20 protein-coding genes are annotated in these 18458 nt (G+C 46.1%); 12 read left to right on the forward strand and 8 right to left on the reverse strand.

Annotated elements, in window-relative coordinates:
• Positions 1–20 precede the first annotated feature (20 nt).
• A complete protein-coding gene (locus tag BZJ17_RS17595; protein WP_077640335.1) occupies positions 21–2039 on the reverse strand; it encodes a methyl-accepting chemotaxis protein in 2019 nt (672 codons plus the stop codon).
• Positions 2040–2271: 232 nt separating this feature from the next.
• Entirely contained in the window at positions 2272–3012 is a 741-nt protein-coding gene (locus BZJ17_RS07780; RefSeq protein ID WP_077640336.1) for a UTRA domain-containing protein, read from the reverse strand.
• A 211-nt stretch (positions 3013–3223) separates the two neighbouring features.
• Between BZJ17_RS07780 and BZJ17_RS07785 the strand changes: the two genes are divergently transcribed.
• The 6 genes from BZJ17_RS07785 to BZJ17_RS07810 are packed head-to-tail and all read left to right on the forward strand — an operon-like array spanning position 3224 to position 8517.
• The gene (locus tag BZJ17_RS07785) at positions 3224–4309 is read left to right on the forward strand and encodes an ABC transporter substrate-binding protein (RefSeq protein WP_077640337.1); all 1086 of its coding nucleotides are present in this window, start codon (positions 3224–3226) and stop codon (positions 4307–4309) included.
• 12 nt (positions 4310–4321) lie between these two features.
• Positions 4322–5143, forward strand: coding sequence for an alkaline phosphatase family protein (locus BZJ17_RS07790; RefSeq protein ID WP_077640338.1), 822 nt, complete (start codon positions 4322–4324; stop codon positions 5141–5143).
• Complete coding sequence (locus BZJ17_RS07795) at positions 5140–6048, forward strand: ABC transporter permease subunit (protein WP_077640339.1); 909 nt, start codon at positions 5140–5142, stop codon at positions 6046–6048. The genes BZJ17_RS07790 and BZJ17_RS07795 overlap by 4 nt, the downstream gene beginning before the upstream one ends.
• A gap of 2 nt (positions 6049–6050) precedes the next feature.
• Positions 6051–6836 (forward strand): ABC transporter permease, encoded by a 786-nt coding sequence (locus BZJ17_RS07800; protein WP_077640340.1) that lies wholly within the window; start codon positions 6051–6053, stop codon positions 6834–6836.
• Positions 6836–7855, forward strand: a complete 1020-nt coding sequence (locus BZJ17_RS07805; protein WP_077480533.1) for an ABC transporter ATP-binding protein — start codon at positions 6836–6838, stop codon at positions 7853–7855. Before BZJ17_RS07800 ends, BZJ17_RS07805 begins: the two co-directional genes overlap by 1 nt.
• Before the next feature lie 2 nt (positions 7856–7857).
• Positions 7858–8517 (forward strand): HAD family hydrolase, encoded by a 660-nt coding sequence (locus BZJ17_RS07810; protein ID WP_077640341.1) that lies wholly within the window; start codon positions 7858–7860, stop codon positions 8515–8517.
• Between the two features lie 58 nt (positions 8518–8575).
• Here BZJ17_RS07810 and BZJ17_RS07815 read toward each other — a convergent pair whose 3' ends face one another.
• From BZJ17_RS07815 to BZJ17_RS07830, 4 genes are all read right to left on the reverse strand, one after another.
• Complete coding sequence (locus tag BZJ17_RS07815) at positions 8576–9946, reverse strand: MATE family efflux transporter (protein WP_069587627.1); 1371 nt, start codon at positions 9944–9946, stop codon at positions 8576–8578.
• A gap of 173 nt (positions 9947–10119) precedes the next feature.
• On the reverse strand, positions 10120–10323 hold the full coding sequence (locus BZJ17_RS07820; protein WP_069587628.1) for a CPXCG motif-containing cysteine-rich protein: 204 nt from the start codon (positions 10321–10323) through the stop codon (positions 10120–10122).
• Positions 10324–10510: 187 nt separating this feature from the next.
• Positions 10511–11155 carry a hexitol phosphatase HxpB gene (gene hxpB / locus BZJ17_RS07825; protein WP_077640342.1) on the reverse strand — a complete coding sequence of 215 codons (645 nt, stop codon included), beginning with the start codon at positions 11153–11155 and terminating at the stop codon, positions 10511–10513.
• A 100-nt stretch (positions 11156–11255) separates the two neighbouring features.
• Positions 11256–12230 (reverse strand): KpsF/GutQ family sugar-phosphate isomerase, encoded by a 975-nt coding sequence (locus tag BZJ17_RS07830; protein WP_077640343.1) that lies wholly within the window; start codon positions 12228–12230, stop codon positions 11256–11258.
• 325 nt (positions 12231–12555) lie between these two features.
• On the opposite strand from BZJ17_RS07830, the gene srlA reads away from it, so the two are divergent.
• The 6 genes from srlA to BZJ17_RS07860 all read left to right on the forward strand — a co-directional run bounded on the left by srlA (position 12556) and on the right by BZJ17_RS07860 (position 16573).
• On the forward strand, positions 12556–13107 hold the full coding sequence (gene srlA / locus BZJ17_RS07835) for a glucitol/sorbitol-specific PTS transporter subunit IIC (protein WP_077456113.1): 552 nt from the start codon (positions 12556–12558) through the stop codon (positions 13105–13107).
• Between the two features lie 17 nt (positions 13108–13124).
• Positions 13125–14138 carry a PTS glucitol/sorbitol transporter subunit IIB gene (locus tag BZJ17_RS07840; RefSeq protein WP_077640344.1) on the forward strand — a complete coding sequence of 338 codons (1014 nt, stop codon included), beginning with the start codon at positions 13125–13127 and terminating at the stop codon, positions 14136–14138.
• Between the two features lie 12 nt (positions 14139–14150).
• Entirely contained in the window at positions 14151–14516 is a 366-nt protein-coding gene (locus BZJ17_RS07845) for a PTS glucitol/sorbitol transporter subunit IIA (protein WP_077640345.1), read from the forward strand.
• A gap of 18 nt (positions 14517–14534) precedes the next feature.
• Entirely contained in the window at positions 14535–15314 is a 780-nt protein-coding gene (srlD, locus tag BZJ17_RS07850; RefSeq protein WP_077640346.1) for a sorbitol-6-phosphate dehydrogenase, read from the forward strand.
• 54 nt (positions 15315–15368) lie between these two features.
• Positions 15369–15728 (forward strand): transcriptional regulator GutM, encoded by a 360-nt coding sequence (locus BZJ17_RS07855; RefSeq protein ID WP_077640347.1) that lies wholly within the window; start codon positions 15369–15371, stop codon positions 15726–15728.
• 77 nt (positions 15729–15805) lie between these two features.
• Positions 15806–16573, forward strand: coding sequence for a DNA-binding transcriptional repressor (locus BZJ17_RS07860; protein ID WP_077640348.1), 768 nt, complete (start codon positions 15806–15808; stop codon positions 16571–16573).
• A gap of 43 nt (positions 16574–16616) precedes the next feature.
• Here the strand turns inward: BZJ17_RS07860 and BZJ17_RS07865 are convergent, their stop codons facing one another.
• Both BZJ17_RS07865 and BZJ17_RS07870 read right to left on the reverse strand, forming a co-directional pair.
• Positions 16617–17489, reverse strand: a complete 873-nt coding sequence (locus BZJ17_RS07865; RefSeq protein ID WP_077640349.1) for a fructosamine kinase family protein — start codon at positions 17487–17489, stop codon at positions 16617–16619.
• Positions 17490–17688: 199 nt separating this feature from the next.
• Positions 17689–18458: aromatic amino acid lyase (locus BZJ17_RS07870; protein ID WP_198534124.1), on the reverse strand; the 770-nt coding region annotated here is incomplete at its 5' end.

Here is an 18458-nt window from a genome sequence, read left to right on the forward strand (position 1 = left end):
CGATCGCCTCGTCTCATAGTTTACTCATCTTGCTGAGTTTGTGTCAGCGAAAGAATAGTTGAAAGTTCATTATCGATAACTGTCATTTCGGATTGTACTCCTTCAATGTTGGCAATGCTATTCGCGACATTTTGTGCTGCATGATCAGACAATCTGAGTAGCCGTGTTACTTCATCATTTAACCCATCTGCGGAGACTTGTACTTTTTCCATCACGTTCAGGGTTAACGTTATTACCTCACTAATTTCATAAATAGCGTTATTAACGTTTTTTACGGTCTCACCAGTACTACTTAAGCTGTTTTGTGTATTTTGAGAGAGGGTACGAACTTCGTCGGCAACCACCGCAAAGCCACGACCTTGCTCGCCAGCCCGAGCAGCTTCAATAGCAGCATTTAGGGCTAGTAAGTTCGTTTGCTCTGCAATACCGTTGATGACATTCAGTATCTCTTCAATACGACTAGCATTACGGCTTAAGTCTTTCGTATACGTCTGTAGAGCTTGACTTTGGCCTTGTTGCTGAACGACTTCAGCAGCTAGAGTAGTAAACTGCTGCTGCACAGCCTGTAAAATATCCGCACTTTCAGTGGCGTAAGCCGCGACTCCCTCATAGCTATCGAGTAATGTTTGGATAAGTGATTTATATCTTGAAAGGCTTTCAATGCTATGTGATTGCAAGTCAGAGAGCTTTTGTAGGCTGGTTATCTGTTTTTCTGCGCCGTAACCACGGTAGTCTGCGTAATAGATAGGGAAATTATCAGCAAATGAATCCTCAAACGATTCGTCTGGTGCCACTTGATAAAGCATTAACGCGGTTAGGGTTTGATTTTGGTGCACACCCAGYAGTTCACCAAATGTCGAGAAACCTGCCACACTCGGGATCTGATCAAAGCAGTTTATACGCTTTAAACCGGTAGAGTTATTCAAGCGACGTAATATGCAGTCGTTAGCGAGCATAGCAAATGGGCGGCGGGGTTTTGTTTGTAAATGATGCTGGTAATCACGTGCGGTGATACTGGCAATATCATCAGCCTTCATCAAGATCAATTTGTCCCCAAATGCGAGATCACAAAAGAAGTGAAGCGTTCCCTCATTTTTATCAATGGCTGATATAGAGCGGATATAAATCTTTTCTCCAATCTTCACACCAAAAGTGTACCCATTCAGTCTTGACTCTAATTGCTCAGGTGTGCAACGAAAATGAGCACATAGTGCATCAACTGGGGATATTAGGGTTGTACTACCTGGTGTAAACACCGCAGTGACTGAGCGAGTCGCAGGATTGGCTTTGGCAATATCGATAGAAAAACTAGTAGGCTGGAAATTATGACTATTCATAATGCCGTAGCGCACACCGTTAGCGAACTTCATAAAGACGACGCTTGCTTGGTTGTTGAGTAACTTGCCGTTAAGGGCTAGTTTTGCGGCTCTAAAATCGAGCTTTCCACCTGCAGAGCCGCCTAAGAAATAGCATGGGAACCGTCGAGTGGCATAGAGTGCCTGCATAAAAAAGTTCTCGGAGCTACTCAGGCCATCGAAAAATGTCAGAGCAACGGTATCACTGGCATCGATCGCAAAGGGGACGGACAGTTGTTTGAGTGCCTGTTCAATCTTATTGACTCGAGCTGACATAGAGGTTGTCGGCTGGCCTTGTTTTATGTCTTCACAATAAAGCGGTACTGCAGACGTAAAAATATCAGCTATCACATCATCGCCAAAACTTTGTAATACAATATTATCCCATTTGCTATCGGCGCTATGGTAGAGACTGTCATGGCTGCCCCCAAGTTCGCCTGCAGTCATGACTGTGATCAAATGCTGGCAAAAGGGCATAGTTTGGCGCAATTCTTCGGTCGTTGATTCAAACGGTAAGTGAGGCGAAATGAATGCTAATACTAAGGGCGTTTTGCCTGTAGGGTTTTGTAAAACGGAAAGACGCTCAGGTGTGATATCTCTACTTGTTATTGAACAAGAAACAGCATGAACGGCATGACGGCTGGAGGTTCTGGGTGCAGAAGTGGACTTAAAAAAACGGAACATAAAACAGCTCTCACAAGATATTACAGCAATAGACAAGAGACATTGTTGTCTTGAATTTTATTCAAACTATATCGTGAGTTCCTATCCTGAAATAGACGGGAGTGTTGATCTATCTCTCTGATTTTAAATTGATTATTTTATTTCACTCAAGGGCGTGAGCTTAGTCACCTTGTTGAGGGAAAATCAGCAAGATGACTACAGTATGTAAGGCGTCATATCTAAACTCGACCGACTATCGAACAGCGGGGTCGACACTGTCGATACGGATCACCACCGCGTCGGGTCGCCAATATTCAAATTCGCAATCCATCAAGTCACCATCTTGCTTGTAGTTGATTCGGCATATTTTGAGGATGGGTTGCCCATTGGCAAGGTTCAATGCTTTGGCAACGTGAGCGGGGGCTGAGGTGGGGATGACTTCAAACCGCGAGCGTTTCGTTTCGTAGTGATATTTGTCTCGGTAAATCCCTGTCAGTGACTGGGTTAAATCCTCAGTTAAGATACCTTCAAACAAAGCGGCTTTCAGCACATTCTCGACAAACAGTACCGCTCGACCATCGATATAACGTAACCGCTCAATGATATGAATGGGCAACATAGGGCCTGCGTCCAACGCACGAGCGTACTCGCCGGATGCGACTTCGTTGCGCACTCTGATTAATCGAGTATCCGCGGTGCGATCTTGTTCGCGGATCATTTGGTGGAAGTGGGTCCGAGATAAAGGGTTATAGCCAATTCGCTCGGGGGACACATACCAACCTCGACGTTCTTCGCGATAAATCAGCCCTTCAGTCTCCAGTGAAACCAAGGCGTCTTTGACCGTAATACGCGTGGTACCGTAGAGCTCACTGAGTTCGCGTTCTGAAGGGAGTTTCTGTCCTTGATGTATCACACCTGCTTGGATTTGCTCTCGCAGATTCTGCTTGATGTATGTCAGTTGCGTACCGTATTGGCGAGTTGTCGTCACGCTCATTAGTGATCTAGTCCAGTAAAGAGTATCCCCGCAAGATAAGTCACAAAGTTAACATAAATATGACAGCTATCAGTCGCTTGGACACAGGATGCCTGCAATAAAAGTGACATGAAATGTAAGCGGAAATGTCAATCTATTGATGCCTAATCGTCATATTTGCGCCCTAGCATGCAAAACGAACTTACTGACCTAGTCCAGAAGGATAGAGACAATGAAAACATTGCTAAGTCGTTCCGTTGCTTTACCGGCGAAGCGTATGGTGCCAGCAGCACTGATCGCCGCAACACTGGCGTTTCCCACGGTGGCGAAAGAGACCAACTTGGAATCTTTGACCAAGGCTGCCCAGCAAGAGGGGGCTGTTTATAGCGTAGGTATGCCCGACAGTTGGGCGAATTGGAAAGACACGTGGGCGGATTTAAAGGCAAATTATGGGTTAACCCACCAAGACACTGACATGAGCTCGGCACAAGAAATTGCCAAATTTGAAGCTGAGAAGAAAAATGCCACCGCGGATATTGGTGACGTCGGCTTTGCATTTGCGCGTGTTGCGGTGAAAAAGGGCGTCACCCAGCCCTATAAGCCGAGTACTTGGGATGATATTCCTGACTGGGCAAAAGACAAAGACGGCCACTGGGCGTTGGCTTATACCGGCACGATCGCCTTTATCGCCAACAATAACTTGGTGAAAGATGCGCCTACATCGTGGCAGGACCTACTTGAAGGGGACTACAAGGTTACGGTCGGGGATGTGGGCGTTGCGTCTCAGGCAAACAATGCTGTCTTAGCGGCTTCATTTGCCAATGGCGGTGATGAATCTAATCTAAAACCAGCGATCGATTTCTTTGCAAAACTGGCCAAGCAGGGACGCTTATCGTTCACCAACCCAAGCATTGCGAACCTTGAAAAAGGTGAAATTGAAGTGGCTATTATGTGGGATTTCAATGCGCTGAATTACCGCGACAAAATTGATCGTGAGCGTTTCACAGTAAATATTCCTCAAGATGGCTCCGTGATTTCTGGTTACACCACCATTATCAACAAATACGCGAAAAACCCCAACGCGGCGAAGTTGGCGCGTGAGTATATTTTTAGTGACCAAGGGCAAATTAATCTTGCCGAGGGATATGCTCGTCCGATTCGTACCAATGTCACCTTACCTCAGTCGATCCAAGACAAACTGATCGCCAATGACCAATACAGCAATGTGCGCCCAGTGACGAACTTCTCGGCATGGGAAAAGTCAGCGCGCCGTCTACCTCGTCAATGGCAAGAAAGTGTGCTTATCCACCAGCAATAGAAGTCGGTTAGTATGAATAATAAGGTGATCCTTGTTGTTCTTGACGGACTGAATTATCAGGTAGCCCGTGATTGCATGGGCTATCTGAACGGTCTTGTAGAACAACCTCATTCCCAATCAGCGCTGCGCACCACGCTTTATCAGCTGCAAAGTGAATTGCCATCCATGTCTCGCCCTTTGTATGAGTGCATCTTAACCGGGATCCGCCCGATAGAAAGCGGCATCGTCAACAATACGATTGTGCGTTTATCCAAGCATGATTCAGTTTTTAGCTTGGCGAGCGCACAAGGCAAGGTAACCGCGGCTGCGGCCTATCATTGGATCAGCGAGCTATATAATCGTGCGCCTTTTGAGCCGGTTAGAGATCGCTTTACGCATGACACATCACTCAATATTCAGCATGGCTGTTTCTACCATTGGGATCATTACCCAGATGAAGCCTTGTTGTTGGACGCAGAGTATTTACGTCGTACTTTCGGGCCCGATTTTTTGCTCATCCACCCCATGAATATGGATGATCTCGGGCACAAACACGGCTTGGATTCTCAGCAATATCGCAATGGTGCGCGGCATATTGATAGTTTGCTCGCGAATTACATCGAAGCTTGGGTAGCCGACGGTTATCAAGTGCTGATCACCAGCGATCATGGGATGAATAATGACAGGTCGCACGGTGGTACGTTGGCAGAAGAGCGCGATGTACCTTTGTTTGTTATCGGTGAGCGTTTTAGCCATCAAGCCTGCCAGGTTAAACAAACCGAACTGTGCGGCACTGTGTGTCAGCTATTGCAGCTCGACCACCCCAAACCTTTTACTCAGGAATTGTTAGCATGATGGACAGTTCTCTTACTCCCACGCACACCCATACACCGACCAAAACTAAGCTCGCTTGGGTGACTCGACTTAAACGTTGGAAACCCGCGCTGTGGTTAGTTCCTTTTGGCTGCTTTTTCTATCTGTTTCAGATTGCGCCCATGGTCTGGGTGTTCGTTAATAGCTTTATTTACGACGACACATTAAGCGTCGATAACTATGTCGAAATCATCGACTCTGCCTTTATGCTTCAGGCGTTTAGTAATAGCTTGTGGCTGGCGTTTTGGTCGAGTGTGGTGGGGTTGGCCATCGCAACCTTGTTGGTGTCTTCGCTACGTCGTGTCGATTCTAAACTTCGTGATGGCGTGATTGCCTTTACCAATATGAGCAGCAACTTTGCCGGCGTGCCATTGGCGTTTGCCTTTATCATTATTTTGGGCACTAATGGCGCCATTACCTTGCTCCTCAAGCAATACGGTGTACTGGGCGAGTTTGACCTTTACGGCAAGTGGGGATTGTTGGCGATCTATATTTATTTTCAAATTCCACTTGCGGTGTTGCTTCTCTATCCCGCGTTTGATGCGTTGAGTGATGACTGGCAAGCCGCCGCTGCCCTGTTGGGGGCTCGCACATCACAATACTGGGCGCGAGTGGCCTTGCCTGTTCTCTCTCCCGCGTTATTTGGCACCTTTATTATCCTCATTGCCAATGCTATCGGCGCTTATGCCAGTGTTTATGCGCTAACGTCGGGTAATTACAACCTTGTCACCGTGCGCATTGCCAGTTTGGTATCGGGCGATTTATTCCTTGAGCCGAATCTGGCTGCGGCAATTTCTGTCATTTTGATGGTGTTACTGGCGTTTATTACCGTCGTCAACCAATGGCTTATTGCAAAAAGCTACGCGGGCAAAAAGGGGAGAAAATAGCGATGGATACGATGAATACCCGATACCACAAAACCGTGGTTTACGGCATTGTTGGCGTGATGCTAGTCCCGATCTTAGCGACCTTAATCTATTCATTCTCATCGCGTTGGGGCGCCACAGTGTTACCCGATGGATTTACGTTGGATTGGTATCTAAAGCTGGTTACCGATCCGCGTTTTTTAGAAGCATTTGGTCGCTCGCTGTTTATTTGTATCGCCGCGTTGACGCTCAGTGTGGTGTTGATCTTACCGGCAATTTTTGTCGTGTTTTACTACTTTCCATCCCTCGATAAGCTAATGAATATGCTGATCTTGCTTCCCTTTGCCGTGCCACCTGTGGTGTCTTCGGTGGGGTTACTTCAGCTTTATGCCGACAGCGAGATTGCACTGATTGGTACCCCTTGGATTTTGATTGGCACCTACTTCACTATTGCGTTGCCCTTTATGTACCGTGCGATTGCCAATAGCTTCGAGGCAATTCACCTGCATGATCTGATGGATGCCGCTCATTTACTCGGCGCGAGTACCCGCCAAGCCTTTTTACTGATCGTACTACCGAATGTGAAAAAAGGCCTCATGGCGTCGCTGTTCTTGTCGTTTTCGTTTTTACTCGGCGAGTTTGTTTTTGCCAATATCTTGGTGGGAACCCGTTACGAGACACTGCAAATCTATCTCTACAATATGCGTCAAACCAGTGGTCACTTTACTTCCGCCTTGGTCATGACCTATTTCCTGTTTATTTTCTTACTGACTTGGCTCGCAAGTCGTTTTAGCCGAGGGGTGAAATAATGAGTTACGTTCGTGCCAATAACCTGACGAAACGCTTTGGTGATAACACTGTCTTTGAAGACATTGAGTTCACGATTGAGCAAGGCGAATTTATTACTTTGTTGGGGCCGAGTGGTTGCGGTAAATCAACCTTGCTACGCAGCCTGGCCGGCTTGAACCCCGTTGATGATGGTGAGATTTGGGTAAATGGTGAAAATATTACTCACCAAACGCCTCAGCAGCGAGGGATTGGCATGGTGTTTCAGTCATACGCCTTGTTCCCCAATATGACGGTTGAAGCCAATATTGCTTTTGGATTGAAAATGAAGCGGTGGGGGACGGCTGACATCCAACGTGAAGTGGCTAAGGTTATTGCGCTGGTTGATCTGACGGGGAAGGAAAAACACTATCCACACCAATTATCTGGCGGACAGCGTCAACGTGTTGCCCTTGCTCGCGCTTTGGTCGTGAAACCGCGAATTTTATTGCTAGATGAGCCACTCTCGGCACTGGATGCCAAAATTCGCAAACACCTTCGCCAGCAAATCCGTGACATTCAAAAAGAGATGGATTTGACCACGATCTTTGTTACCCATGACCAAGAAGAAGCGATGATCATGTCAGATCGTATTTTCTTGATGGACAAAGGTGAAATCGTACAAGCGGGCACGCCGGAAGCCATTTATACCCAGCCGGCCAATGAATTTGTTGCCGGTTTTATGGGCCATTACAACTTGGTAGAGGCCAAGAAAGCGAAACAGCTGTTTAATCTGGATACCGAGTGGAAAGTGGCGATTCGCCCTGAGTCCATTTATATCAAAGAGCCGGGACGCCAATATGGCTCACATATTTCTGCGCCACGTGTCGGTCGGATCCATAATCATCAACTGCTTGGTAATGTGATTCGCTACCAAGTGGCGGTCGATGACTGCCAGCTCACCGTGGATCTACTCAATCGCTCATCTGAGCGTTTGTTGGCGAACGGTAGTCAGCTCGAGCTACTTTTTAACCTTAATGAACTCCAACCCGTGAGGCCTTAGCTATGTCGTCACATTTGTACGTTTTTGATATGGACGATACCTTGATTAATGGTGACTGTGCCATGTTGTTTAACGCGTTTTTGGTAGAAAAAGGCGTGGTGACGCAATCCGATTTTTTAAAGGAAGATCAGCGTTTAATGCAGCTTTATACGCAAGGAAAGCTCGACATGGCGAGCTACCTTCAATTTGCGATGGCGCCCCTGACCGACTTATCCGTCGAACAGGTCCATGCGTTGGTAGAAGAGTGTTTGCACACCAAAATTTTACCTAAGCAGTTTGCCGAGTCGAAAACATTGCTGGCGCAGTTAGACCGTGATGGCATCGATAGGGTGATTATTTCAGCCAGCGTTACGTTTCTTGTCGAGGCGGTGGGGCGCCACCTTGGGATCCCTGACGCCTTGGGGATTGATTTAGTGACAGCGCACAATCGTTATACCGCTACCATTGCTGGCGTACCAAGCTATCGAGAAGGGAAGGTGGCACGTTTAGAGGCATGGCTAAATGCTCAGTCAACCGACTATTCAGCGATTCACTTTTTCACCGATTCGATCAACGACTTGCCTTTATGCTTGTACGCTGATTATGTTTACTTGGTCAACCCTTGTTCGCAGTTACGCGCCCAAGCCGACCAGCCCAATTGGACGATTTTAAGTTGGGAATAGATTAAAGGTGGGAGAGGAGGCTGCCCTGCTGAAAGAAAACCTTAGCAGGGCGATAGGATTAGCGTTCTGACATGGCAAGTTGAAACTCAGAGGACTGGTTGCGCATCCAAAACAATCGCAGACCGAGCAAGAGGGCGGCGGTGGAAATACCAATAATGATCCCAACCCAAAAACCGTGAGCGCCCATTGCCGGTACCAGCCAATCTGTCATGCCTAATACGTAGCCGAGTGGCAAACCAAACACCCAGTAAGACACCAATGTTCGTTGGAAGATGGCGCGCATATCTTTATAACCACGCAGTGCACCGGCGGCAACCACTTGAATAGAGTCGGTAATTTGATATACCGCTGCCAATAACATCAAGGATGAGGCCAGTGTCGCCACTTCCACATTGTCCGAGTAGAGTGCGATGATGGGGTCGCGGAGCCAAACGGTAAGGATAGCCGTAATACACGCGGTGCTTACGCCAAGCCAAATACCAATTTTGGCCGAATTGCCCGCACCTACCGTGGTGCGTTTGCCCAGCAAATGACCCACGCGAATACTGACTGCTGCACTGAGGCTCATCGGTAGCATAAAAATCATGGTCGAAAAGTTAATCGCAACTTGGTGAGCGGCCACGGTAATCGGTCCCAGCGGAGCAATCAAAATCGCAATGGCTGCAAACAAGGTCACTTCAAAAAAGAGTGACGCGGCAACAGGGAAACCGAGGCGAAACAGGCGGATTTGTTCTTTAAACGCAGGCGCATAAAGCGAAACAAACAGCTGTAAGGTGCTCAGTTTTTTACTGAATACTACATAAATCCACATCAATACGGCCATCAGCCAATACACAATGGCGGTTGCGACCCCACAGCCGACACCGCCAAGCTCAGGCGCACCGAGTTTGCCATACACAAACATCCAGTTTAACGGAATGTTGGCGGCAAGGCCGATAAAACCAATGACCATCGCGGGAATGGTCATCGACATGCCTTCGCAAAGGTTACGAATCGCTTGGAACACCAAAAAGGCCGGAACCGCCCAAATCACGGCGTGTAAGTAACCGATTGTTTTATCGGTTAATGCAGCTTCAACATCCATCAAGTTGATGATGACGCCAGCTTTATACAAAACCAATCCGATAGGAATACTCAGAAACAGCGCCATATAGAGGCCTTGCTGAAATTGATAGGGGATCTGGTCGTCCTTGCTTGCGCCATTAAGCTGAGCAATCATCGGGACCATAGCCATCAACAGGCCAATACCAAACAAAATAGCTGGCATCCACACACTGGATGCAACGGCGACGGCGGCCATGTCGGTCGCGCTATAGCCACCGGCCATGACGGTGTCGACAAAGCCCATCGACGTTTGCGCGATTTGCGCGATAAACACTGGAATACTGAGCCTAATTATGGCGCTCGCTTCATCACGATACTGCTGCACGACTGCCTCAACACGGTTGTCTAAAAGGGAAGGAGGGAACAGATAATACGAGGGAGATTATACGTGCTAGAGCGGTGAAAGAGAAAGCAAAACTCGGCACGGCGCCTGTATTTCTGACAGACGGGACAACGCTGAGTGTGTCGCGTTAGATAGGCCCGAGCGCGTCTTATCAGTTAAAAGATTTGCTCGTCGTCTGCATCGACAAATAAATTGACCGTTTTATGCAACTCATCAATCTGCATATTGTAGTGAATGGCATTGCAGCAATTTGGGCAATCTTCATAGAACTCTTGGTTTCCGCCGCTTAAGTCAAGCGTAATATCAAAACGGTGTCCACAATGGGGGCAGCTCACGATCCGGTCAGTGATGTCTTTCATTATTCCTCCTCATGATGGGACGTCACTTTCTCTCCAATAAGGCTTTCTTGATAAGTATAGAAGATATGATGAGGCGCGGCCCTCCTCGGGCAAAGTGTATCGAGGTGCTGAGGGAGGTGGCAAAGTGATGGAAATAGAAGAGGCGGCCAATGCCGCCTTATGGAAACGCCCATGAACAATATCGGTGTTACAGCATCTCCGAGGTAAAGTCGCCAAGACTCTCAAGTTTGTGATCCGCAATGACAAAGCGTGGATCATCCCATTCATGAGCGGCGGGTACCACAATGGTTTTCATCGAGGCCGCTTTTGCGGCGAGTAGACCAGTGAATGAGTCCTCGAAGGCAACACATTGCTCAGGCTCAACGTCTAGTGCTTGCGCAGCATTTAGGTAGACTTCTGGATGGGGCTTTCCGTGCTTTAAATCACCGGCGGATTCAATAATAGAAAACTGATTACTTAACCCTAATGCATCTAGCGTTGGGTGAATGAGCGACAGGGGAGACGAAGACGCAAGCCCGATTTTAAGGCCGGCTTGGCGGCAAATGGCCAATGCCTCTTTCACGCCCGGCATCATGGGTTTTTCTTGCTGAACCAATTCGACCACACGCGCGACGATACGCTCTCTAACCTCGGCATTTGAAGGGCCTTGCCAAGGTTGCGTACGTGCATAGTGTTTTACAATTTCATCGATGCGAACACCAGTGGTGTCACGGGTGTCTTGCAAACTAATGGAAACCCCTAGCTTTCCTAGCTCTTCGGTTTGAACGCGTTGCCAGAATGGTTCGGAATCGACTAATAAACCATCCATATCAAATATCGCGGCAGATAACATTGCCAACCTCGTTTTAAGGAAATAATCAATGTGAGGAACTTATTCGACGCATAAGCACCGATTTCGAACATAAAGTGGTACTGAGTGTTTAGAATACTTATCAACAAATACCTGCGCGATGAATGGTATGTTGATTGATAACGCCAGTAAAGCAAGAATTGTCATCGATCGCGGGTATCGCTGTCACGCCATGGCGAAGCATTAGCGCTAATGCTTCAGTACAAAGACTAGAAGCAGAGATGAGGATAGGATGAGACTGAACTAAAGTGTGCATTTTTACCCTGTGGCAACAACCTTTTGCAAAAGCTCTTCTTAAATCTCCATCGGTAAACACACCTAAAACGTGTTTACTATTATCTATTACCGCGATGAGGCCTAGTCCTGTTTGACACATGATAGCTATTGCGTCCTGTAACTCAGTGTCGGGAAGGCAAAATGCTTGCTGATGTTTTTCTTCAATTAAGTGTTCAATGCGTGTAATCAACCGGCTTCCTAATGCACCTGCAGGATGAGATAGGGCAAAATCGTGTTTATCAAACTGGCGTAGTGTCATCACAGTGAGTGCCAATGAATCCCCTAACAGTAACGTGTTCGTCGTGCTAGAAGTGGGAGCAAGTCCTAGTGGGCAGGCTTCTTGGTTTGTGTTGATATCAAGCGCTATATCACAGCTACGCGCTAACGGACTATTGAGATTGCCCGTTAGCGCGATAGTTGTAATCTTTTTCATTTCCATCAGCGTTTGTATTTTTTGTAGCTCATGACTGTTGCCCGAGTTCGAGATCATGATGACGACATCCTCTTGCCCAATCATGCCCAGATCACCATGAAGCGCCTCTGTTGGATGAATAAAGAAGGCTGGTGTGCCTGTAGACGCTAATGTTGCCGCAATTTTTTTGCCAATATGGCCCGATTTTCCTACGCCTGAGACTATGACCTTTCCTTTGCACTCTAAAAGAGATGTGATTGTTGCAACAAAAGAGATGTCTATAGAGGAATACAACCTCTTGGCTTGATTAATCTCTTGTTTTATATAGTTTTTACCTATTTCAATCACCTCTTTTTCTGTATAGATCATACTGATACACTTCTCCTAATACATGCCTAGATTTTTATTGTAAAAGCTCTTATTGAAATGTTCTAAACGTCTCAATGAGCAGATAATAGCGAGTTCATAGCTGTAACTAGTGCTAAAATAGACATTTATGTGATTCGTGTCACTAATTTATATGAAATAAAACTAAATTTCACTTTTATTTGGTGCTGAAATCCAACTTCAGCTTTTCATAATAAAAAACATCGTGAGGTTGGTCACGGCTTATCCACTTTTTGCTTTTAACTTTTCTTTCAAAGTGAAAATATGAGTGTGGTTAAACACAAAATCATAATGAAAGAGGTTGTTTATGGAGTGGATAATTCATGGTGCGGAATGGTTTATCGGGCTGTTTGAAAAGGGGGGAGAGGTTTTTTTAGGGATGGTCACAGGGATACTTCCCCTGCTCATTTCTCTACTTGTAGCAATGAACGCATTAATTCGGTTTGTTGGGCAAGAAAGAGTTGAGTGGCTAGCCCAAAGATGTGCAGGAAATCCAATTACACGTTATTTAGTGCTACCTGTCATTGGTACTTTTATTTTTTGTAATCCAATGACATTAAGTCTTGGCCGATTTTTACCAGAGCGTTATAAACCTTCCTACTATGCGGCGGCTTCTTATAGTTGTCATTCAATGAATGGATTATTTCCTCATGTTAACCCCGGAGAGCTGTTCGTCTATCTGGGTGTGGCAGGTGGTATCACAACACTAGGATTACCGCTTGGGCCTTTAGCTGTGAGCTATTTATTAGTGGGTATGTTCACTAATTTCTTCCGTGGTTGGGTAACTGATCTCACTACCTACTTTATTGAACGTCAACAAGGCGTACAACTCGATAGAAATGTGCATATTATCCAATAATGAAAAGGGGAATAAAGATGTCTAAATTACTGGTGATAGAAAAAGGCAGTAGTGGTTGGGGTGGCCCATTGAAGCTCCCTGTTCAAGAGGGTAAAAAGGTTCTGTATATCACTGGCGGATCTTGTCCTGAGATTGCACATAAAATATCAGAGGTGACTGGTTATGAGCTTGTAGATGGCTTTAAAACAAGTGTGCCAGAAGAAGAGATTGGCGTTGCGGTCATTGATTGCGGCGGCACACTGAGGTGTGGTCTTTATCCTAAAAAAAGAATACCTACAGTTAATATTCATTCTACGGGAAAAAGTGGTCCGCTAGCCCAGCATATTACTGAAGATATTTATGTTTCGGGTGTGACTCCTTCGGGAATAAAAGTTGTCAGTGCAGTAGGGGATGAATCTGTTGCTAAAGATAAAGCAAGTAATCACGTTGATAATGTAGAAGAAAAAGTATCAAGCACAGGAGGATCCTCTATTGATACTAATAAAAAATTGAGTCAGCAAAGTGATGGCCTTTTAGCACGGGTAGGCTTGGCGATGGGAGGTGTGATGTCGACATTCTTCCAAGCGGGGCGGGAAACCATTGATACCATTATCCAGACAATCCTTCCTTTTATGGCGTTTGTCGCGATGCTTATTGGCGTCATTATGGCATCAGGTTTCGGCGACTTAGTTGCTCATGGACTGACACCACTTGCACAAAACCCTTTGGGACTAGTGACGTTAGCATTGATCTGCTCTTTTCCTTTGCTTTCACCTTTCTTGGGTCCTGGCGCCGTTATTGCGCAAGTCATTGGCGTATTAGTAGGTACTCAGATTGGCATGGGAACCATTCCGCCTCACTTGGCATTACCCGCATTATTTGCGATTAACTCGCAAGCCGCTTGTGATTTTATCCCTGTGGGGTTAGGGCTTGCTGAAGCTGACCAAAAGACAGTGGAAATCGGCGTGCCGTCGGTTCTTTATTCACGGTTCCTAACCGGTGCGCCAACTGTATTGATTGCTTGGTTTGCCTCTATGTTTATTTATCAATAGTAGGAGGAGCGTATGTCAGCTTTATATCAAGTAAGAATAGAAAGTCTCGGCGAGTTTGCTAGCGACGCGTTAGAAGAGAATATGATGATTCTATTTTCTAACATTGCTCCCGAGGAAGTAAAAGACTATTGCTTTATTCATTGTCATGATCAATTGAAAGGTGAGATTAAACCAGGTAATACATTAAAGATTTCAGAACGCTCATTTTCTATCACAGCAGTGGGCGATGTTGTGAATAAAAACTTAAGTGAGTTAGGCCATATAACGATTCGCTTTGATGGTGAACATTCTGCAGAGTTTCCAGGTTGTGTACATGTCGAAGGTGATCGACCTGATAATATCGTATGTGGCGATGAAATTACATTTTATATTAACTAGAGTTATCTAGAGGTATTTATGAGTAAAGTAGCATTAGTTGTCGGTGGTGGCCAAACATTGGGTGAGTTTATTAGCCGAGGATTAGCCGATGATGGTTACCGTGTAATCGTTGCTGACTTAAATGAAAAGAACGCCATTAGTGTTAGCAAGGAAATTAACCAAGAGTATGGCGACGAAACTGCCTTTGGCATCGGTGTTGATGCGACCAATGAATCTAGCGTTAAAGAAATGGTCGAGCGAGTTGACTCCCTTGTCGGTCGCATTGATCTTTTAGTATATAATGCTGGTGTGGCAACCGCATCTAAGATTGATAGTTTTGAGTTTTCAGACTGGCAACTATCAATCAATGTTAATTTGACTGGGTATTTCTTGTGCGCAAGAGAAGTCTCTAAGATAATGATAAGAGAAGGCCGTGGTGGACGTATTATACAAATCAACTCTAAGTCAGGAAAGGTAGGGTCTAAGCACAATAGTGGATACTCTGCTGCCAAATTTGGTGGAGTTGGACTTACCCAGTCTTTAGCACTTGACTTAGCTGAACACGGTGTCACTGTTCACTCTTTAATGTTGGGTAATTTACTTAAAAGTCCAATGTTTCAGTCGCTTATTCCACAATATGCCAAAAAGCTGAATGTTGATGAGGCGGATGTCGAACAGATATATATCGATAAAGTGCCTTTGAAATCCGGTTGTGATTATCAAGATGTTCTAAATGTGCTTAAATTCTATGCCAGTGATGAAGCTTCCTATTGCACGGGGCAATCCATTAACATAACTGGTGGACAAGTTATGTTTTAATTTGATGATTTTAAAAGTAAAGGGGTGGAAGGCCCCTTTACTTTAAGGAGCGTTATGGATACTACTTGGTCGATGATTTATGTGGCGATAGTCGCATGGGGACTTCAAATTAGTTTTGGCTATTTTCAAGTAAGAGCGTTTAACCAAATATTAAGGGAATTGTCTCGAAAAGGAAGTGTTAGAATTGGACGGACGAAAAGTCGATGGAAGCCTAGAACGGTCGTTGTTCTCGTGACAGGCGACGATGAAAAGATTGTTGATTTTGCTTACATGAGTGGCGTTTCAATTTTCTCTCGCCCAAAGCGTAAACCGTGTCTTATCGGCCAGCCTCTTCCTTTATCAAACAACGTGTTATCGCAACTAAGCTCGCCGCTTCAAGAGGCGATAAGTGTCGCAAATTGCGAAAATCCTTAGATGATTCGATTTTTACATCTTTCATTCTGAAAGCTATGTGTTTACAGTAGTAAGTATCTCAAAAGGTGGATGATGTAATGAATTTGGATAAAAGAAGAGAGAGATTGCTAGAATTTCTCAAGGCTAATGGTAAAACGTCAGTCAATCAACTCGCGTCTACGTTTGACACCTCGGGCGCAACAATCAGGAGTGATCTCCGATCGTTGGAAGAAGACGGCTTGGTGATTCGCCGCTATGGCGCGGCTGAAGCTGCAACATTTCCTCACAGCAATGAGGATTGGCCGATGGATATCAAGCAAACCTTAAACCTTGAGCATAAGTCTCTTATTGCGCAGACCGCGTCGGGACTGGTACAGGATGGGGAGTCTATTATCCTTGACTGTGGTAGCACCACATTACAAATGGTAAGCCATCTTCAACATGTTTTAGAGCTCACGATCATGACAAATAGCATTCACATTGTGAACGCTATCGCTGAACTTGAATCGCAGCATACTGTTTTGATGCCAGGAGGAACATATCGGCACAAATCAGCCTCGTTCCACGGTGCTCTCGCAGAGCAGGCATTCCAGAAATTTTCGTTTGATAAACTATTTATTGGCGCTGATGGTTTCGATCTTACTCAAGGTACCACGACATATAATGAAGCCTACCAAGTGAGCCAGGCTATGTGTCAGGCAGCAGGGACCATCATTGTTGTTACTGATTCGAGTAAGTTTGGTCGACGTAGCCCTAATGTGGTTGTACCGATCAACCAAATAGACGTGCTGATCACGGATGCTGGCATCGATCCGGAGCATGTTAAAACGTTGACACAGCAGGGCATAGACATACGCATTGTTTAGTTGAGTTACCTAAAGGGAAGTAACGTTTACTATAAACCTCAACCTATTGGCTTCCTAAAAATAGCTTATCTAGCAACTGCTCTGTTTTCGTTAAATAAGGGCCGCCGAATAGGTTTACGTGGTTGAGTACATGATAAAGGTTATAAATGTCTTTACGCTGTTGGTAGCCCTCATCTAACGGCCATTCGGCGTGATAGCCATTGTAGAAACTTTCAGGGAAGCCGCCGAACAGCTCAGTCAGTGCGATATCGGTTTCACGGTCGCCCCAGTAACTGGCAGGGTCGAACACGACTGGGCCGTTCACTGATAATCCGGCATTACCATGCCACAAATCACCGTGTAGCAGAGATGGCTTGGGAGTGTGGCCCGCTAAAGCGAGTTTTACCCCTTGAATGATGGCTTCGATGTCGCCGAAATGGAGGCCTTTTTCGGCAGCAAGTTGCAACTGCCAGCCAATCCGTTGCTCAGCAAAAAACTGACACCATTTGCGGTGCCAGCAGTTACGCTGCTCCGTCATGCCGATGTAGTTATCATCATCAAACCCATATTCAACCTGTTCGCCCCAACGGTGATGGCGAGCGAGGTGTTGGCCCAGTAGATAGGCTTGGGTGTCATCGAGAGGTTTAATCGGGAGATAACTTAATACTAATGCCGCTTGATCTTTCACTGGGCCAACATAATGGACCTGTGGCACTTGTATTTGTTCACTGATAGCCAGTTGTCGCAGTGCTTCTGCTTCGGCCTCAAAAACGGGTAGGCATTCGCGTTCATTAATTTTAACGAAGAACCGCTGTGCTTTATCGTCACTGACACAATAAGCGTCGTGAATATCACCGCCAGAAACCGGCGTTTTCTCTGTGATTTCAAAATCAATATTGAGTTGATCTGAAAGGTGAACCGACAGTGCATGCCACATAAGCGACTCCGTTACATCGAGGTCAGGGGGAAGTAACAGCGATTGGTTATATATTAGCCTATTATTTCGCCCAATATCTGTGGAGATGGCGACACTTTATATAAAAAACGACCCAAATCCTTAGTTATGCGTGTGTTAACACGATTCGTTAGGACAGGGCCGTTTCACTCATGGTTAGATTATGTAGATAACGCGCAAATCATTGATGCAAACTTGGCAACGCGCCAGCAGGCATCAGACGATTGTAGGTGCCTGTTTGGAGGAGTGCATTTGCTTTTTCAATATCAGGGGCAAAGTAACGGTCCTTGTCGTAAAAAGGCACGACGCCACGTAGCTCCGCCTTCGCCTGCTCCAATTTCTCTGAGCTTTTCAGCGGTGCTCGGAAGTCGATACCTTGGCAAGCAGAAAGCAACTCAACGGCGAGGATCCCACGTGTATTACTGCTCATGTCTTTGAGGCGACGGGCGGCAAAGGTAGCCATAGATACATGATCTTCTTGGTTGGCCGATGTGGGCAAGCTGTCAATCGAGGCTGGGTGCGCTAAGGTTTTGTTTTCGCTTGCGAGCGCGGCGGCGGTGACTTGCGCGATCATAAAGCCCGAGTTAACGCCACCATTGTTAACCAAAAATGCAGGCAGCTTGCTGAGATTGCTATCGATAAGTAGGGCCATACGACGTTCAGATAAGCTGCCAATCTCGGCAATGGCTAACGCGAGGTTATCCGCTGCCATCGCCACCGGCTCAGCATGGAAATTGCCCCCAGAGAGGATGTCACCATCTTCTGGGAAAACCAAAGGATTATCAGATACTGCATTGGCTTCGGTGGTCAATACGTCGGCAGCGTGGCGAATTTGCTGTAAACACGCGCCCATCACTTGCGGCTGACAGCGTAGCGAGTATGGGTCTTGTACTTTTTCACAGTTTTGGTGGCTATCGCCAATTTCACTGGTTTCACCCAGTAGATGACGAT

The organism is Salinivibrio sp. IB574 (genome assembly GCF_001996205.1).
GTDB classification, from domain to species: domain Bacteria; phylum Pseudomonadota; class Gammaproteobacteria; order Enterobacterales; family Vibrionaceae; genus Salinivibrio; species Salinivibrio proteolyticus.

Bases quoted from the DNA above. Each gene is read 5' to 3' on its own strand.
- BZJ17_RS07790 (WP_077640338.1), top strand. From the start codon at position 4,322: ATGAATAATAAGGTGATCCTTGTTGTTCTTGACGGACTGAATTATCAG.
- BZJ17_RS07795 (WP_077640339.1), top strand. From the start codon at position 5,140: ATGATGGACAGTTCTCTTACTCCCACGCACACCCATACACCGACCAAA.
- BZJ17_RS07855 (WP_077640347.1), top strand. From the start codon at position 15,369: ATGGATACTACTTGGTCGATGATTTATGTGGCGATAGTCGCATGGGGA.
- hxpB (WP_077640342.1), bottom strand. From the start codon at position 11,155: ATGTTATCTGCCGCGATATTTGATATGGATGGTTTATTAGTCGATTCC.
- BZJ17_RS07860 (WP_077640348.1), top strand. From the start codon at position 15,806: ATGAATTTGGATAAAAGAAGAGAGAGATTGCTAGAATTTCTCAAGGCT.
- BZJ17_RS07800 (WP_077640340.1), top strand. From the start codon at position 6,051: ATGGATACGATGAATACCCGATACCACAAAACCGTGGTTTACGGCATT.
- srlA (WP_077456113.1), top strand. From the start codon at position 12,556: ATGGAGTGGATAATTCATGGTGCGGAATGGTTTATCGGGCTGTTTGAA.
- BZJ17_RS07830 (WP_077640343.1), bottom strand. From the start codon at position 12,230: ATGATCTATACAGAAAAAGAGGTGATTGAAATAGGTAAAAACTATATA.
- BZJ17_RS07820 (WP_069587628.1), bottom strand. From the start codon at position 10,323: ATGAAAGACATCACTGACCGGATCGTGAGCTGCCCCCATTGTGGACAC.
- BZJ17_RS07865 (WP_077640349.1), bottom strand. From the start codon at position 17,489: ATGTGGCATGCACTGTCGGTTCACCTTTCAGATCAACTCAATATTGAT.
- BZJ17_RS07840 (WP_077640344.1), top strand. From the start codon at position 13,125: ATGTCTAAATTACTGGTGATAGAAAAAGGCAGTAGTGGTTGGGGTGGC.
- srlD (WP_077640346.1), top strand. From the start codon at position 14,535: ATGAGTAAAGTAGCATTAGTTGTCGGTGGTGGCCAAACATTGGGTGAG.
- BZJ17_RS07810 (WP_077640341.1), top strand. From the start codon at position 7,858: ATGTCGTCACATTTGTACGTTTTTGATATGGACGATACCTTGATTAAT.
- BZJ17_RS07785 (WP_077640337.1), top strand. From the start codon at position 3,224: ATGAAAACATTGCTAAGTCGTTCCGTTGCTTTACCGGCGAAGCGTATG.
- BZJ17_RS07780 (WP_077640336.1), bottom strand. From the start codon at position 3,012: ATGAGCGTGACGACAACTCGCCAATACGGTACGCAACTGACATACATC.
- BZJ17_RS07845 (WP_077640345.1), top strand. From the start codon at position 14,151: ATGTCAGCTTTATATCAAGTAAGAATAGAAAGTCTCGGCGAGTTTGCT.
- BZJ17_RS07805 (WP_077480533.1), top strand. From the start codon at position 6,836: ATGAGTTACGTTCGTGCCAATAACCTGACGAAACGCTTTGGTGATAAC.